We start from the raw sequence: 12,867 nt of genomic DNA on the forward strand, positions 1-12,867 counted from the left end.
ACAGAATCGCAGGCCCCGCCGTGCAATCTGGCTTTGGGTGAACAACAAAGGTGGGTTCAATGACCTATGACGCAGTGGGGCCAGCGCCTCTGGACTATTTGCCATGCCGCTATGGCACCTCAAAGCTGATGTTTCGCGGCCCCCGCCGCAGGCTGGAGGCGCCCTATATCGCCTTTCTCGGCGGGACGGAGACCTATGGCAAATTCATTGAGGAGCCGTTTCCCGCGCGGGTCGAAGCCGAGATCGGCAAGACCTGCGTGAATTTCGGTTTTCCCAACGCGGGGATCGACGCCTTTGCGCATGATCCTTTCGTCGCGCAGGCCGCTTCGCAGGCGGATGTGACGGTGGTTCAGGTCATGGGCGCGCAGAACATGACCAACCGTTTCTATTCGGTCCACCGGCGCCGGAACGACCGGTTTGTTGGGGCCTCCGCGCTGTTACAGACGATCTATCGCGAGGTTGATTTTTCCCAGTTCCACTTCAACCGGCACATGCTGACCCACCTCATGCAAGTCTCGCCCGAGCGGTTTGAGGCGGTGCGCGCAGAGCTGCAGCAGGCCTGGCTGGCGCGCATGCGTTTGATGCTGGGGCAGATACAGGGGCGCACGCTTTTGCTTTGGCTGGCCGACCGCCCGCCGGTCGCGGAGGCAGAGCAGCCGGTGGGGGAGTTGGGTCATGATCCGCTGTTCGTGACCCGCGAAATGTTGGACGCGGTGTCCCTACATGCCACGGCCAAGATTGAGGTCGTCTCTCCCAAAGACCCCTTTGCCGGGCCGACAGCTGGCATGGTGGTCAGCGAATTCGAGGCGCAGGCCGCGTCGGAAATGCTGGGCCCCATGGCCCATGCCAATGCCGCCGCCGCCCTGACCGATGCGCTGCAAAGCATGTCCTGACGCTCCCGGTACAGGCGCATGCAATGAAAAAGGCCCGCCGAGAACAGCGGGCCTTTGGTGTTTCACGTGAAGAGCTTTACAGCTTTTCGATCAGTTCCGGCACGGCGTCGAAAAGGTCCGCCACAAGGCCATAGTCGGCGACTTGGAAGATCGGCGATTCTTCGTCTTTGTTGATCGCCACGATGATCTTGGAGTCCTTCATCCCCGCAAGGTGCTGGATCGCACCGGAGATGCCGACCGCGATATAGAGGTCAGGAGCCACAACTTTGCCGGTCTGGCCAACCTGCCAATCGTTCGGCGCATAGCCCGAATCGACCGCAGCGCGCGACGCGCCAACAGCCGCGCCAAGTTTGTCGGCCAGTTTTTCGATCAGGGCGAAGTCCTCTTCGGAGCCGACGCCACGACCACCGGAAACCACCACGCCCGCGCTTGTCAGCTCAGGACGGTCCGATTCGGCGACCTTGTCTTCGACCCATGTGGACAGGCCGGGGTTGTCGGCAGCCGAGATGGTCTCGACCGAAGCAGAGCCGCCTTCACCTGCGGCATCGAAGGTCGATGTGCGGAAGGTGATGACTTTCTTGGCGTCGTTCGACTTCACGGTCTGCACCGCGTTGCCCGCATAGATCGGGCGCTCGAATGTGTCGGCGTCGACAACGCCGGAAGCATCCGAAATCACCATGACATCAAGCAGGGCCGCGACGCGGGGCATGATGTTTTTGGCATCCGTGGTGGCAGGCGCGACGATGTGGTCGTAGTCACCAGCCAGCGACACGATCAGTGCTGCGGTGGCTTCGGCCAGACGGTGGCCCAGCATCTCGTCTTCGGCGACCAGCACCTTGGAGACGCCATCGATCTTGGCCGCCGCTTCGCCTGCCGCCGCGGCAGAGCTGCCCGCCGCCAGAATGGTCACGTCGCCCAGTTTCTTGGCCGCGGATACCGCCTTGGCGGTTGCGTCCATCGACAGTTCGCCATCGGAAATCTCTGCAATCAGAAGAACAGCCATTACACAGCCCCCACTTCTTTGAGTTTCGCCACAAGCTCGTCAACCGAACCGACCTTGATACCAGCGGCACGCTCGGCAGGCTCTACGGTTTTGACGATTTCCAAGCGGTTGGAGACATCGACGCCGTAGTCTTCGGCGGTCTTTTCATCCAGCGGCTTTTTCTTGGCCTTCATGATGTTCGGCAGCGAGGCATAGCGCGGCTCGTTCAGGCGCAGGTCCACGGTGACGACTGTGGGCATGGAGACTTCGATGGTCTGCAAGCCGCCGTCGACTTCACGAGTGACTTTTGCCTTGTCGCCTTCGATGGCGATTTCAGAGGCGAATGTCGCCTGCGACCAGCCCATCAACGCCGAGAGCATCTGCCCGGTGGCGTTCATGTCGTTGTCGATCGCCTGTTTGCCGCAGAGCACGAGGCCCGGCTGCTCTTCGTCGACAATGGCTTTGAGGATCTTTGCCACGGCCAGCGGCTCGATGTCCTTGTGTACATCGTCCGATGCGACCACGAGGATCGCGCGGTCCGCACCCATGGCGAGCGCGGTACGCAGCGTTTCCTGCGCTTGCTTCACACCAATGGAGACAGCGACGACCTCTTCAGCCTGACCGGCTTCTTTCAGACGAATCGCTTGTTCAACGGCGATTTCGTCGAAGGGGTTCATCGACATTTTCACATTGGCAAGATCAACACCCGATCCGTCCGCTTTGACACGAACTTTCACGTTATAGTCGATCACGCGTTTGACAGGCACCAATACCTTCATGAGCGGTCTCTCTCCTCAGTTTGCGACGCGGGCTGGTGGCCCGGTCTCCCTAATTCTCCACACGGGTGTAACGAAGCGGATCGGATCAAAACAGGCCAAAATCGGCAGGTCGGCAGTTTTGAACGCGGCGTTTTCCCCGATTTTCGACTGTTAGCGCTATTTTATGCGCGGTTCGCGCCCGGCACCCAGAGCATGTCTTCCTTGCCCGCGTTATTGGCCATACGCGCGGCAACGAAGAACCAGTCGCTGAGACGGTTCAGATAGGTGACACAGGCCGGGTTGATCGCCGTCTGCTCTGACAGCAGCACTGCCAGCCGTTCGGCGCGGCGCGCCACGGTGCGGCAGACATGCAGATGTGCGGCCAGCGCGCGGCCACCGGGCAGGATAAAGCTGCGCAGTGGCTCTAACTCGGTGTTCATCACGTCGATCTCGCGTTCAAGCCGGTCGACCTGTTCTTGGGTGACACGCAGGGGCGGGTACTCTGCATCGCGGTCGGCCTCCATATCGGGGCGGCAAAGGTCGGCGCCCAGATCAAAAAGGTCGTTCTGGATGCGGGCCAGTGCTTCGTCCGTGGCGCCGGTGGCCTCAAGCCGGGCAACGCCGACAAAGCAGTTCAACTCATCCGAGGTGCCATAGGCCTCGACCCGCGCGTCGTGTTTGGCGACTCGTTCGCCATTGCCAAGCGCGGTGGTGCCCTTGTCCCCGGTGCGGGTGTAAATCTTGTTCAGTACAACCATCAGATCGTGCCCCCTCGGAAATAGACATAAGCAAGGATCAGCAGCACGGCGATAAACTGCGCGATGATCCGCCAGCGCATCAGCTTGTTGGCGTTGCGTTTGTTGAATTTGCCCCCCGTGGCAAAGCCGCCCAGCCCCATTAGGAGCACGACGGCTACCGCCACGACGGAAAGCAGGACGATCACGAAAAACGGATCATTTGGCATGGGCTGTCCTTTCGTTGTCCCGAGATGTAGCGGCGCGCGGCAGCCGCGCAACCAAAATCAACGACTGGTCACCCAATCCAGCGCGCGCGTCGGCAGGATACGCCGCAAAACACCGGCGATGTGGGTCGGGGTTGTGACGAAATAGCGCGGGCGGGGCCGGGGGGATTCGACGGCATGGGCCAGTTTTTCGACCACCGCCTCGGGCGGAAGTTCGAAACGATCCTTTTTGCCACTATCGTCATAGAGCCGGGGGCGCATGGTGGCCTCATACTCCGCCGCGCGGGGGCTGTTTTTCCAGTCGATCCAGCGCTCGAAGCGCGGGATCGCCTTGGTCCGCAGCTTTGAGGTGACAGGGCCGGGTTCGATCAGGATCAACTCAACCCCCGTGCCGCGCATTTCAAGCCGCAGGGTGTCGGTCAGCCCCTCCAGCGCGAATTTCGTGGAGTTATACGCCCCGCGCCATGGCATCGCCACCATGCCAAGCACTGAAGAACATTGCACGATCCGCCCATGCCCTTGTTTGCGCATCACCGGGATCACCGCGCGGGTCAGGCTGTGCCAGCCAAAGAAATTCGCCTCGAATATCTCACGCAGCGCATCGGTGGGCAGGTCTTCGACCAGTCCGGGCGTGGCGTGTGCGCCGTTGTTGAAGACTGCATCAAGCGTACCGCCCGTCTGGTCCAGCACATGGGCAAGGGCCGATTGGATGCTGGCCTCATCGGTATAATCGAGACGGAGCGCGTCGAACCCTTCGGCGCTCAGCCGGTCGCAATCCGCTTGTTGGCGACAGGCGGCAAAGACGCGCCAGCCGCGGGCGCGCATGCCATGGGCGGCGGCATATCCGATGCCGCTGGAACAACCGGTGATGAGGATGGAACGGGTCGCAGACATGCAAAGGGCCCTTCGTTTGAAAGGCCCTTCATCGCGCGATGCTGTAAGATTGGCAAGTTAGCCGTTGTTGAGCAGGAAGTCCGCCATCCAACCGGATGCTGTGCCGTCGACGCTGCGAAAACGCACCCAACCGGCACCGTTGTCTTCGACCACCTCTACGGCGTCACCTTTGCCCAGTTTCCCGACCACACCGAAATTGGTGCCCGGCCCACCGCGGACATTGACGCGGGTGCCATTCACTTTGCGGATGTCGGCCTGCGTCGTGCTCACATAGGTCGTGCCGTTGTCGGTGGCGTTGATCAGGCTTGGAATGACGACTGGCGCATTGGTGCCTGTGGTCGAATAGGCGGCTTTTTCCACTTTGGGGGCACTGGTGCTGACAGCTTTGACGACTTTCGCGCCAGCGCGGTCCGCGGGGGTGGCCACGGCTTTTTGCACCATCGCGTCATTGGCCTGCGGTAAGTCGCTGAGAGTCGTAAGGTTTAGCGCCACGCGGGTCGCAGTCACATCCCGTGCCGGGGCGCGCTCGGCGAAGGGGGTGATGGGGCTTTCGGCCTTGCGGGCTGCATTTGCTGCGGCGGCGGTGACAAGGTCGGACGAGGTCGTGCCGGCTTCTGCGCTGGCGATCAGCGCCGATGCTGCCGTCTCAGTGCTGGCCATCTGCGGGCCTGCTGGCACGAAATCCGCCCCGCCGCTCATCTCGTAGAATGCCCAGCCCATGAAACCAAATGTCAAAAAGATGAACCGTTTCATTTTGCTGTTCCTTGTCCCGTGTCAAAACCATGTTGCTGTTGAGAGACCAACGCGAAACTTCGCGAATGGTTCAATTCCGATTGGCAAGAATTCGCATATCCGGAAAGTATTGCTTTTTTCTCACTTGAAACCGTGTTGGCGACCTTTTTCCCGAGTCGACTGCGGGCAAACGGCGGGCAATCTGTCGCTTGCCCGCCCTGCCGTGCTTGGCTAAAAGACCCGTCATGTCAGACATAAGCACACCCCCAGAACTCGACCCGAATGACCTGTCCGAGCCGCTGCGCCGCGCCTTGGGAGAGCGGTATCTGACCTATGCCCTGAGCACGATCATGCACCGGGCGCTGCCGGATGCGCGCGATGGGTTGAAACCGGTGCACCGCCGCATCCTTTATGCCATGCGCGAGTTGCGGCTGTCCTCGACGGGCGGCTTCCGTAAATCGGCAAAGATTTCGGGCGACGTGATGGGGAACTACCACCCGCATGGCGATGCCGCGATCTATGACGCGATGGCGCGGTTGGCGCAGGATTTCAACGTGCGCTATCCGCTGGTCGACGGGCAGGGCAACTTTGGCAACATCGACGGCGATAACCCGGCGGCCTCGCGCTATACCGAGGCGAGGATGACCGCCGTGGCCGAAGCCATGCTGGAAGGGCTGAACGAAAACGCCGTCGATTTTCGTGAGAACTACGACGGCACATTGACCGAGCCGGTGGTGCTGCCGGCGCAGTTTCCGAATCTGTTGGCCAATGGTTCTTCGGGCATCGCGGTGGGCATGGCCACGAACATCCCGCCGCATAACATTGCTGAGCTGTGTGACGCCTGTATTCACCTGATCAAGACGCCCGACGCCCGCGACGAGACGTTGCTGAACTACGTCCCCGGCCCGGATTTCCCCACCGGTGGCGTGATCGTCGAGCCGCCTGAGAATATCGCCAATGCCTACCGTACGGGCCGCGGCTCCTTCCGGCTGCGTTGTCGTTGGGAGGTTGAGGACCTTGGTCGGGGCGCTTGGCAGATTGTCGTTACCGAGATTCCCTATCAGGTTCAGAAATCCAAGCTGATCGAAAAGATCGCCGAACTGATCCAGACCAAGAAGATTCCGGTTCTTGCCGATGTCCGCGACGAATCTGCCGAAGACATCCGCATGATCATCGAGCCGCGCTCGAAAAACGTCGATCCGAACGTGCTGATGGGGATGCTGTTCCGCAACTCGGACCTTGAGGTGCGCTTCTCGCTCAACATGAACGTGTTGATCGATGGCCAAACGCCCAAGGTCTGCTCGCTCAAGGAAGTGTTGCGCGCTTTCCTCGACCACCGGCGCGAGGTGCTGCAGCGTCGCTCGCGGCACCGGATGGACAAGATCGACCATCGTTTGGAGGTGCTGCAGGGCCTGATCACGGCTTTCCTGAATCTTGACCGGGTGATCGAGATCATCCGCTACGATGACGACCCCAAGGCCGCCTTGATGTACGAGGATTGGAGCCGTGCGCATCAGGATACGCTGAGCCGCGCGATGGACGAATCCGCCTATGTCTCGCCGCTTGCGGGTGTCGATGTCTCGAAGCTTGCAGTGATCGCCGATGCCGAGGCGCAGGCCACTGGCGTGCTGACTGAGAGCGGTGACACCCGCGCCATCCCGCACAGCTATGCGGGCCGCGAGAATGGCCTGTCGGATGTGCAGGCCGAAGCGATCCTCAACATGCGCCTGCGGTCCTTGCGGCGTTTGGAAGAAGACGCGCTGGTGAAAGAGCGTGACACGCTGATGACCGAACGCGCGGGGCTCGAAGACCTGCTGGAGAGCGACGACCTGCAATGGTCCACCATCGCCGACCAGCTGCGCGCGACGAAAAAGCAGTTCGGCAAGGACTGGGTGATCGACGGCATCAAGCGCGGCCAGCGCCTGACCGAATTCGACACCGCCGGAGAGGTTGAGGATGTCCCGATCGAGGCGATGATCGACCGCGAACCGATCACCGTGGTCTGCTCCCAGATGGGCTGGATCCGCGCCATGACCGGCCATATCGATCTCGGTCGTGAGTTGAAGTTCAAAGACGGCGACGGCCCGCGCTTTATCTTCCATGCCGAAACGACGGACCGGTTGCTGGTCTTCGGCTCGAACGGGCGTTTCTACACCGTCTCCGCCGCCAATCTGCCCGGCGGGCGGGGCATGGGCGAGCCCCTGCGTCTGATGGTTGATCTGCCCAACGAAGTGCAGATCGTGTCACTCTTTATCCACCAGCCGGGGCGCAAGCTGTTGGTTGCCTCCACGGCGGGCGATGGTTTCGTGGTGCCCGAGGATGACGTCGTGGCCCAGACCCGCAGCGGCAAACAGGTGCTCAACGTGCGTGGCGAAGGCGTCTCGGCGCTGGTCTGTCATCCGGTGTCGGGCGATAGCGTCGCGACCGTGGGTGAGAACCGCAAGGTGCTGGTCTTTGGTCTTGATGAACTGCCCGAGATGGGCCGGGGCAAGGGCGTGCGCCTGCAGAAGTACAAGGATGGCGGCCTGTCGGACGCCACGACCTTCACGCGGGAAGCGGGCCTCAGCTGGCAAGACCCGGCGGGCCGGACACGTACCGAGGCCGATCTGGCCGAATGGACCGGCAAGCGCGCAAGTTCGGGTCGCATGGCGCCGCGCGGCTTCCCGCGCGACAACAAGTTCACGTGAAACAGCCGCGCCTTTCTGGGCGCGGTCAGTCCAGCGGCTCGGCGGTCATCCAGACGCCGCCTTCGGGGCGCAGGGTCAGGATCATCACCGGCTTGGGCGCGCGGCCCGGCACGGGGGTGAACTTGAACCGCCCCAGCAGGGTGGCGAGGATGATCACCGCCTCCTGCAACGCAAAACTCGCCCCGATGCAGATGCGCGGTCCGTCCCCGAAGGGCAGATAGGCATAGCGGTCAATCGCCTTGCGGTCGGCGAAGCGCTCGGGGCGGAAGGCGTCGGGGTCCTCCCACAGCAGTTCATTGCGGCCTAGCGCGTAGATCGGGATCATCACCGTGTCGCCGGGGCGGATTTCGCGGTCGCAGAGCCTGTCGTGCTTTTGCGCCGTGCGCGAAATGATCCCGGCGGCGGGGTAGAGCCGCAGCGCCTCGTCGATGATCATCCGCACCAAGGGCAGCTTGTCCACATCGTCGCCGGAGCAGGGGCGACCTTGCAGCACATCGCGCACCTCTGCGCGGGCGCGCGCCTGCATCTCGGGGTCGAACCCCATGAGGTACATCGACCAAGCCAGCGTCAATGCCGTGGTTTCATGCCCCGCGACGATGAAGGTCAAAAGGTTATCGCGTAACTCTCCGGTGTTCATCTGGCGCTTGGTCTTGGGGTCCTCGCCCTCCAGCAGCAGGTCCAGCAGGTCGGGCGTGCCGTCATGGCCGCGCGCGACTCGTGCCTCGATCGCCTGATCGGCCATCGCCTTCATCTGCTTCAGCGCCTGACCGGACATGATCCGCCCCGGACGTGGCAGCCAATCGGGCAGGCCGAGGATATCGAAGAGGCTGATCTTACCCGCCTCGGCGACATAGTCGTCGATGGCCCCATGCACTTTGTCGCGGTCGAAGGTGCCATCGCCCGAGAAAGTCACGTCGCCGATCACCTCAAAAGTCGTCGTTACCATCTCATCGAGCATGTTGACTGCGCGCGGCCCCGCAGCGGCGATGCGCTTGGCCGAGCGGTCAGCGGCGGCGCTCATCACCGGGGCAAGGTTGCGTACGTTGCGCTGTGAGAAGACAGGGGCCGCCGCCCGACGCTGCCAGCGCCAATGCGCGCCCTCTGCAATGAAGAGCGATTCCCCGATGGCCGGGCGCAGCAGGTTCTTGGTGACATCGGACTTCGGGTAATCCTCTAACCGGTCGAGCAGGATTTCCCGAATAGCACCCGGATCCATCACCATATGCCAGCGCTTGCCGGTCTTGCCCGAAACCATGGGCTGGGTCGTGGCGATCTTGGGGATGATGCTCAGCACGTTGCGCCGCGCCATCTGCAAACTGCCGAGCATTCCCACAGGCTCGGTCACCAGCGGTACGCGCACGGGCAGGGGGGATGGTTGGGTCATGATGCTGTCCTCACTCATATCCAAGATAGACCGGACCGGCAGGCGCGCAACTGCGGCAAATGATTGCGCCCCTCCCGGCCATCGGCTACCCCTTTTCGAAATCTTAACGCCCCCGAAGGATTGCCCATGTTCCGAGTTCTTGCCCTGTTGACCTTCGTCGCCACGCTGGCCGCCTGCAACGGGGCCTCCGACCTCGACAAAGCGCCGACCCCGCTGGGGGACTTCAACCTGCACCACAATATCGTCGTGGCGCCCAAAGCGCAGAAGGGGCCCCTGAGCCGCGAGGTCAGCAAAGAAGAATTGGCCGAGGCCGTGCGCGCCGCCACCGCCGAACGTTTTGACCGCTATGATGGGGAACGTCTCTATCACTTCGGCATCAGCGTCGAAGGCTACGTGCTGGCGCAGCCGGGCATCCCGCTGGTCTTTGCCCCGAAGTCGATCCTGATCCTTAACCTCACGGTCTGGGATGACGCGAAGAACATGAAGCTGAACCCCGAGCCGCATCAGATCACTGTCTTCGAATCCCTCGATCAGGGCCCGGTCGTGGGCTCGGGCTATACCAAATCCGCCGAAGAGCAGCTCAAGAACCTCAGCCAGAACGCGGCCAAGTCGATCGAGACCTATCTGGTTAAGCAAAACCGCGAAGAGGGTTGGTTCAGCGGTGGTGTGGCATCGTCGCCTGCCGGGGAGCCTGAGGATAAATAACCCTCCATCAAGGCGCGCCGAACCGCTGCCGCATGGCCCCGATGGGCTTTAAGTGGCACCAAGGCACAAGTCACGCTTGATTTTACCGCCCGAACCCAATACATCGCCCGCCAGATAGGGTTCGGGTCCCCGTTGGGGCCCCTCAATTAAAAGGGCGCCACCATGGCAAAGGCAAAGTTTGAACGTAACAAGCCACACGTCAACATCGGCACAATCGGCCACGTTGACCACGGTAAAACCACGCTGACCGCGGCGATCACCAAATACTTCGGTGACTTCCAAGCGTATGACCAGATCGACGGCGCGCCCGAAGAAAAGGCCCGCGGCATCACCATCTCGACCGCACACGTTGAGTATGAGACCGAAGCACGTCACTACGCGCACGTCGACTGCCCCGGCCACGCTGACTATGTGAAAAACATGATCACCGGTGCCGCTCAGATGGACGGCGCGATCCTGGTTGTGAACGCGGCCGACGGCCCGATGCCCCAGACCCGCGAGCACATCCTGCTCGGCCGTCAGGTTGGCATCCCCGCCATGGTCGTCTTCATGAACAAAGTTGACCAGGTTGACGACGAAGAGCTGCTTGAGCTGGTCGAGATGGAAATCCGCGAGCTGCTGTCTTCCTACGACTATCCCGGCGACGACATCCCCGTTGTGCCCGGTTCCGCTCTGGCGGCGATGGAAGGCCGTGACGAAAACATCGGCGAAAACGCGATCCGCAAGCTGATGGAAGAAGTCGACAACTACATCCCGACACCAGAGCGCGCTGTTGACCAGCCGTTCCTGATGCCCGTCGAAGACGTGTTCTCGATCTCTGGTCGTGGTACCGTTGTGACCGGTCGTGTTGAGCGTGGCGTGATCAACGTTGGCGACGAAATCGAAATCGTTGGCATCCGCGACACCAAGAAAACCACCTGCACAGGTGTGGAAATGTTCCGCAAGCTGCTGGACCGTGGTGAAGCTGGCGACAACATCGGCGCGCTGCTGCGTGGCGTTGAGCGTGACGGCGTTGAGCGCGGTCAGGTTCTCTGCAAGCCCGGTTCCGTGAACCCGCACACCAAGTTCGAAGCCGAAGCCTACATCCTCACCAAAGAGGAAGGTGGCCGTCACACGCCGTTCTTCGCGAACTACCGTCCGCAGTTCTACTTCCGTACAACTGACGTGACCGGCACCGTTCAGCTGGCAGAAGGCACTGAGATGGTCATGCCCGGCGACAACGTGTCCTTCGGCGTTGAGCTGATCGCACCGATCGCCATGGAAAACGGTCTGCGCTTCGCGATCCGCGAAGGTGGCCGTACAGTTGGCGCCGGCGTTGTGTCGAAGATCACTGAGTGATTTTGAGGCAGGCCTTCGGGCCTGACGTCTGAGAGATTTGAAAGGCCGCAGCGTTTGCTGCGGCCTTTTGCTTTTGTGAGGGAGGGGGCACCTACGGCCCTTGAAACGAAAAAAGGCCGGCTCCTGTAAGAGCCAGCCTTTCTCATTCATATCTATCGCATTTACGCGGCGTCTGCGTTCACACCGCCTTTGGTCGCGATCTCTGACATGCGGCGGTCGCCGTCATAGGTGTGATCAAGCTGCTCTTGCAGCTGCGCGCCATCTTCGTCCTCGCCCAAGCGGTTGGCAAAGGCCACAACGCAGCCGTATCCGGCCAATGCGTAATGCACCATGCGCTGATATTGTGTGATGATCATCGCATCGCGGGCGTCGTTGTCGCCGAAGTCTTCTTCAAGCACATGCTTATGCGCCTCCTTCACAAGGCCCTCCATGCCGTAGCAGTGTTCTGCATCGGGGTCGAGGTCGTGTTTCGCGCAGATGGACTTCAGCACATCCATCCCCTTGGCGATTCCGTTGCTGCCGTCGATCAGCGCCTCCGACAGTTCCTTGTCCTCCGCCGCGCGACCCAGTGCGTTGGTCGCTTCAAGCGACTGCTTGCAGGCAGAGTAGAGGTCTTGCAGTTGGTCGGTGTAGACGTCTTTAAGATTGTTCATAGTCATCGGTCGTCCTCCAATTTCGGGCTTGGTTCGACGAGAAAACGTAAGCTGGCCGTGCAATGTTCCCCAAAGAAGAGAATATCGCCGGAAAGGTCAGATCTGCTCTTGATCCGCCGCCCGTTTGCGACTACCCAAACCCCCGGCATAGGGGTTTAGCTCAGTTGGTAGAGCATCGGTCTCCAAAACCGAGGGTCGTGGGTTCGAGTCCCTCAGCCCCTGCCACATCTCTTCAATTCTGTAATGATGACCTGCGCTTCTAGCGGTGCGGTTGGTTTGTTTTCGCCGCTTGGCGACTCATTGGCCTGGGGATTGCCGCCTGAAGGTCTGTTGTGAGTCGCCGCATTTCTTACACTTTAAAGCTGCTCCCCTGTCGTTGGAACGGAACCGCCAAGCTGGCTTTCGCGGTGGCGCCCCGATTCACAGGGAATCCGCCTCCGACTTTTCTAGGATTAAGGGCGACTCACTTCATCTCAGCCGCAACAGGTTTCGAATACCTCAGCTTCGGGCCTTCCGATGAGCCTGTTTACTGTTTCAAGCACCAGAAATAGCACGCGATTTCAGCTACTTGCCGAAAGGTTCCCTAAAGCCCTCACTTTTCTCAACTTTCTGCTTGCGGGTTTCTGTCACTCGCCTTAGAACCCCCTCTACCGGCGGCGCAGAGATGCGGAGGCGGGGCGCCAGACGGGGCGGACGGGAGCGGAGACGCTAGGTTCGGTTCGGAAAGTGGATAAAAATTCGAGGTATTAGGGCGGGGCGCGCCAAGAAGTTAGGGCGCATCTCAGTTTCTTTTGTCTCAACGCTGTTTGAAAATTTGATATCTGAAGAGATATGTGGGCGGTTTGGTTCATTCGATGGATCAACGTCTGTATATCGCGCT

At 61.0% G+C, this 12,867-nt stretch carries 12 protein-coding genes and 1 tRNA gene; 5 read left to right on the forward strand and 8 right to left on the reverse strand.

The window, feature by feature from the left end:
- Positions 1-59: 59 nt before the first annotated feature.
- A complete protein-coding gene (locus O4H31_RS03855) occupies positions 60-893 on the forward strand; it encodes a DUF6473 family protein (protein WP_269342961.1) in 834 nt (277 codons plus the stop codon).
- A 76-nt stretch (positions 894-969) separates the two neighbouring features.
- Here O4H31_RS03855 and O4H31_RS03860 read toward each other — a convergent pair whose 3' ends face one another.
- From O4H31_RS03860 to O4H31_RS03885, 6 genes are all read right to left on the reverse strand, one after another.
- Positions 970-1,896 (reverse strand): electron transfer flavoprotein subunit alpha/FixB family protein, encoded by a 927-nt coding sequence (locus O4H31_RS03860; protein WP_120351885.1) that lies wholly within the window; start codon positions 1,894-1,896, stop codon positions 970-972.
- Positions 1,896-2,654, reverse strand: a complete 759-nt coding sequence (locus O4H31_RS03865) for an electron transfer flavoprotein subunit beta/FixA family protein (protein WP_269342964.1) — start codon at positions 2,652-2,654, stop codon at positions 1,896-1,898. Before O4H31_RS03865 ends, O4H31_RS03860 begins: the two co-directional genes overlap by 1 nt.
- Before the next feature lie 161 nt (positions 2,655-2,815).
- Positions 2,816-3,391, reverse strand: a complete 576-nt coding sequence (locus tag O4H31_RS03870) for a cob(I)yrinic acid a,c-diamide adenosyltransferase (protein ID WP_269342965.1) — start codon at positions 3,389-3,391, stop codon at positions 2,816-2,818.
- Positions 3,391-3,597: a twin transmembrane helix small protein gene (locus O4H31_RS03875; RefSeq protein ID WP_067623948.1), complete on the reverse strand. Its 207-nt coding sequence runs from the start codon at positions 3,595-3,597 to the stop codon at positions 3,391-3,393. Before O4H31_RS03875 ends, O4H31_RS03870 begins: the two co-directional genes overlap by 1 nt.
- Positions 3,598-3,654: 57 nt before the next feature.
- Complete coding sequence (locus O4H31_RS03880; RefSeq protein ID WP_269342968.1) at positions 3,655-4,488, reverse strand: SDR family oxidoreductase; 834 nt, start codon at positions 4,486-4,488, stop codon at positions 3,655-3,657.
- Positions 4,489-4,545: 57 nt separating this feature from the next.
- Positions 4,546-5,241, reverse strand: a complete 696-nt coding sequence (locus tag O4H31_RS03885; protein ID WP_269342970.1) for an SH3 domain-containing protein — start codon at positions 5,239-5,241, stop codon at positions 4,546-4,548.
- Between the two features lie 224 nt (positions 5,242-5,465).
- Here O4H31_RS03885 and O4H31_RS03890 point away from each other — a divergent pair, with 224 nt between their 5' ends.
- Positions 5,466-7,907: a DNA topoisomerase IV subunit A gene (locus tag O4H31_RS03890; RefSeq protein WP_269342972.1), complete on the forward strand. Its 2,442-nt coding sequence runs from the start codon at positions 5,466-5,468 to the stop codon at positions 7,905-7,907.
- A 25-nt stretch (positions 7,908-7,932) separates the two neighbouring features.
- Here O4H31_RS03890 and O4H31_RS03895 read toward each other — a convergent pair whose 3' ends face one another.
- The gene (locus O4H31_RS03895) at positions 7,933-9,291 is read right to left on the reverse strand and encodes a cytochrome P450 (protein ID WP_269342974.1); all 1,359 of its coding nucleotides are present in this window, start codon (positions 9,289-9,291) and stop codon (positions 7,933-7,935) included.
- Between the two features lie 126 nt (positions 9,292-9,417).
- Here O4H31_RS03895 and O4H31_RS03900 point away from each other — a divergent pair, with 126 nt between their 5' ends.
- Together O4H31_RS03900 and tuf are read left to right on the forward strand one after the other, a co-directional pair.
- Positions 9,418-9,996, forward strand: a complete 579-nt coding sequence (locus O4H31_RS03900) for a hypothetical protein (protein ID WP_067623938.1) — start codon at positions 9,418-9,420, stop codon at positions 9,994-9,996.
- 162 nt (positions 9,997-10,158) lie between these two features.
- Positions 10,159-11,334: an elongation factor Tu gene (gene tuf / locus O4H31_RS03905; RefSeq protein ID WP_067622157.1), complete on the forward strand. Its 1,176-nt coding sequence runs from the start codon at positions 10,159-10,161 to the stop codon at positions 11,332-11,334.
- Positions 11,335-11,495: 161 nt separating this feature from the next.
- Here the strand turns inward: tuf and O4H31_RS03910 are convergent, their stop codons facing one another.
- A complete protein-coding gene (locus O4H31_RS03910; protein WP_269342978.1) occupies positions 11,496-11,993 on the reverse strand; it encodes a DUF892 family protein in 498 nt (165 codons plus the stop codon).
- A 143-nt stretch (positions 11,994-12,136) separates the two neighbouring features.
- Between O4H31_RS03910 and O4H31_RS03915 the strand changes: the two genes are divergently transcribed.
- A tRNA-Trp gene (locus O4H31_RS03915) sits at positions 12,137-12,212 on the forward strand.
- The last annotated feature ends 655 nt before the right edge of the window (positions 12,213-12,867 follow it).

Origin of the sequence: Sulfitobacter dubius (assembly GCF_027214245.1) — a bacterium.
GTDB lineage: Bacteria > Pseudomonadota > Alphaproteobacteria > Rhodobacterales > Rhodobacteraceae > Sulfitobacter > Sulfitobacter dubius_A.

Coding starts and splice junctions, on each gene's coding strand:
- O4H31_RS03900 (WP_067623938.1), top strand. CDS start 9,418: ATGTTCCGAGTTCTTGCCCTGTTGACCTTCGTCGCCACGCTGGCCGCC.
- O4H31_RS03865 (WP_269342964.1), bottom strand. CDS start 2,654: ATGAAGGTATTGGTGCCTGTCAAACGCGTGATCGACTATAACGTGAAA.
- tuf (WP_067622157.1), top strand. CDS start 10,159: ATGGCAAAGGCAAAGTTTGAACGTAACAAGCCACACGTCAACATCGGC.
- O4H31_RS03890 (WP_269342972.1), top strand. CDS start 5,466: ATGTCAGACATAAGCACACCCCCAGAACTCGACCCGAATGACCTGTCC.
- O4H31_RS03855 (WP_269342961.1), top strand. CDS start 60: ATGACCTATGACGCAGTGGGGCCAGCGCCTCTGGACTATTTGCCATGC.
- O4H31_RS03885 (WP_269342970.1), bottom strand. CDS start 5,241: ATGAAACGGTTCATCTTTTTGACATTTGGTTTCATGGGCTGGGCATTC.
- O4H31_RS03860 (WP_120351885.1), bottom strand. CDS start 1,896: ATGGCTGTTCTTCTGATTGCAGAGATTTCCGATGGCGAACTGTCGATG.
- O4H31_RS03910 (WP_269342978.1), bottom strand. CDS start 11,993: ATGACTATGAACAATCTTAAAGACGTCTACACCGACCAACTGCAAGAC.
- O4H31_RS03875 (WP_067623948.1), bottom strand. CDS start 3,597: ATGCCAAATGATCCGTTTTTCGTGATCGTCCTGCTTTCCGTCGTGGCG.
- O4H31_RS03880 (WP_269342968.1), bottom strand. CDS start 4,488: ATGTCTGCGACCCGTTCCATCCTCATCACCGGTTGTTCCAGCGGCATC.
- O4H31_RS03870 (WP_269342965.1), bottom strand. CDS start 3,391: ATGGTTGTACTGAACAAGATTTACACCCGCACCGGGGACAAGGGCACC.
- O4H31_RS03895 (WP_269342974.1), bottom strand. CDS start 9,291: ATGACCCAACCATCCCCCCTGCCCGTGCGCGTACCGCTGGTGACCGAG.